The organism is Streptomyces sp. NPDC059456, assembly GCF_042750055.1.
In the GTDB taxonomy this organism is placed as follows: Bacteria; Actinomycetota; Actinomycetes; order Streptomycetales; family Streptomycetaceae; genus Streptomyces.
On record NZ_JBHYVA010000997.1, the window covers coordinates 1 to 2,134 of the forward strand.

1 protein-coding gene is annotated in these 2,134 nt (G+C 71.3%); it reads right to left on the reverse strand.

Features of this window, described 5'->3' with window-relative positions; translation table 11 throughout:
• Positions 1-52: 52 nt before the first annotated feature.
• Positions 53-1,423 carry an NAD(P)-binding domain-containing protein gene (locus tag ACFXA3_RS41490; RefSeq protein WP_385196523.1) on the reverse strand — a complete coding sequence of 457 codons (1,371 nt, stop codon included), beginning with the start codon at positions 1,421-1,423 and terminating at the stop codon, positions 53-55.
• Positions 1,424-2,134 lie beyond the last annotated feature (711 nt).

Genomic DNA, 2,134 nt, shown 5'->3' on the forward strand with positions numbered 1-2,134 from the left:
CGACCGGACCCCTGTCCCGGTCGCGGCCACGCCGTTTTGAAGGTCGCTCACCTCAGCAGCCGCCGGAGGAAACGGGAGCGGGAGCGGCGCCGATGGTGAGGGTGGCCGGAGCCGCGCAGCACCCGCCGCCGGTCTCCTCCGCGGCGGCGGGCTCGTCGAAGAGACCCGCGCCGCCACACACCCCGGTCTCGGGGAGGGTGAGTTCGACGCGCTCGGCGGCCTCCTGGTCGCCGGCGAGGTGGGCGGCGATGGAGCGGACCTGCTCGTAGCCGGTCATGGCCAGGAAGGTCGGGGCGCGCCCGTAGGACTTCATGCCGACGAGGTAGACGTCCTTCTCCGGGTGGGAGAGCTCGTTCACCCCATGCGGGTAGACGGTGCCACAGGAGTGCTGGTTCGGGTCGATCAGCGGGGCCAGCTCGACCGGCGCCTGGAGGCGTTCGTCGAGGCCGAGGCGGAGCTCGTCGAGGAAGGTGAGGTCGGGGCGGAAGCCAGTGAGGACGATGACCTCGTCCACCGGGTCCAGGCGGCGGCCGTCCTCGCCGATGAGGATCACGCGGCCGTCTTCGGTGCGCTCGATGGTGTCGGTGCGGAATCCGGTGACCGCGTCGGCGTAGCCGCCGTCGACCGCTGCCTTGGCGGCCAGGCCGAGGGCGCCGCGGGCGGGAAGCTGGTCGGCCTTGCCCCCGCCGAAAGTCGCGCCGGAGATGCCCCGGCGCAGGATCCAGGTGGCGTGCGTGCCCTGGCCGTCGTCGGCCTTGGCGAGATCGGCGAGGTAGGCGAGTGCGGTGAAGGCGGAGGCGCCGGAGCCGATGACTGCGGTGCGCTTTCCGGCGTAGCGGGCGCGGACGGCGGGGTCCTTCAGGTCCGGGACCCGGTACGTGATCCGGACCCTGGCGGCCTTCTCACCGAGGGCGACGAGTCCGCTGCCGCCTGCGGGGCTGGGGGTTGACCAGGTGCCGGAGGCGTCGATGACCGCCCGGGCGAAGACCCGCTGCTCGCGGCCGTCTGTGCTCTTGTAGTGCACGACGAAGGGCTGGGCCTCACGGTCGGCGTCGACGATGCGGTCGCGGCCGGTGCGGGAGACTCCGGTGACTCGGGCGTCGTAGCGCACCTGCTCGCCCAGGACGTCGGCCAGAGGCTGGAGGTAGAGGGTGGCCCAGTCCCCGCCGGAGGGGTAGGTGTCCTCGGCGGGCTTGGTCCAGCCGGTCGGGGCGAGGAGCTTCTCGGCGGCCGGGTCGACGACCTCACCCCAGCGGGAGAACAGCCGCACGTGCGCCCACTCGCGGACGGCGGATCCGGCGGTGGTCCCGGCTTCCAGAACGAGGGGTTCCAGGCCGCTGTCGACGAGGTGGGCGGCGGCCGCGAGTCCGGCGGGGCCGGCCCCAATGACGACGACGGGCAGTTCGGTGGTGATCTCGCTCATGACAGGTCTCCGGGTCTTGATGCAGGCAGAGGAGAGGGTGGGGACTTCAGGTGGTCAGCAGCAGCTGGCGCCGGCGGCTTCCGCACCCTCGCTGGTGCCGCAACACGGTGCGGACTGAGCGGGAGCCGCCTCGGCGGCGGGCTGTGCGATGGCGGGTCCGCAACAGGAGCCTGCCGTCTCGGAGCGGTTGGGTCTGGTGGGGGTGACCGGCTCGTTCATGACGACTCCCTCGTGTTTCGAAGTTTGTCTATGGCCTACGTGATCAGCATGGCATCTGTATCGATAGACGTCAACATAGATATTCATCTAATCCTTGGGGTTGTCGTGGGGTGCGCGGAAGTCGTCGCCCCCGACCGGCGCCCGATGTTCACCGACCTTGACGGAGGCCGGATCACCAGGGTCGACGGCATCACGGGGCGGCCGGATGTTCTGATCCTGGCCGCCGGCCATCGCCCCCACCTGCCCTACCTGGCCGGACTCGACGGCGCCCTTGACCCGGCCGGACGCCCCCGCCGCAGTGACGGGGCCTCCTCCGTCCATCCGGGCCTGGCGCTCGTCGGGATGAAGTGGCGTGCGGTCTGTCCTCGAACTCGCTGCGCGGGGTCGGGGGGGGGGGGGGGGGGGGCCCCCCCCCCCCCGCCCCCCCCGGGGGGGGGGTGTGTGTGTGTTTGTGTATATATATTTTTGTGTTGTTTGTATGGTTGGGGGTGG

Excerpts from the sequence above, each read along its gene's own strand:
- ACFXA3_RS41490 (WP_385196523.1), bottom strand. The coding sequence starts at position 1,423 with ATGAGCGAGATCACCACCGAACTGCCCGTCGTCGTCATTGGGGCCGGC.